Annotated in this window: 1 protein-coding gene; it reads left to right on the forward strand. The window is 54.9% G+C overall.

Going from position 1 to position 264, the window contains the following annotated elements:
• Nucleotides 1-77 precede the first annotated feature (77 nt).
• Nucleotides 78-264 (forward strand): hypothetical protein (locus AAEZ05_RS28975; protein WP_350650059.1); only part of this gene is annotated, 187 nt, incomplete at its 3' end.

Raw genomic sequence — 264 nt, forward strand, 5'->3', positions numbered from 1 at the left:
GTTCAGTCGGGCGTCGAACACCTATGCTGCTCGGGGCCTTGCCACGCCGCGGTGTCCTATAATTCATCTTCAGCTGAATGGAGCAAAATGTTGTGAAGCGCACATTCATTGGAATGGTCGAGGCTGGTGAGCCACTGATGAGGCAAGCGCTTGAAGCTATCCGACAGGCCCACGAAGCGGAGGCTGCTGGATTGCCAGACCTTGAGGTACAGCGTCTTCACCCATTGGCAGATTCGCTCTATCAGGCGGTCATTGATTTTCAGC

The organism is Pseudomonas sp. HY13-MNA-CIBAN-0226 (assembly GCF_040310305.1).
GTDB classification, from domain to species: domain Bacteria; phylum Pseudomonadota; class Gammaproteobacteria; order Pseudomonadales; family Pseudomonadaceae; genus Aquipseudomonas; species Aquipseudomonas gregormendelii.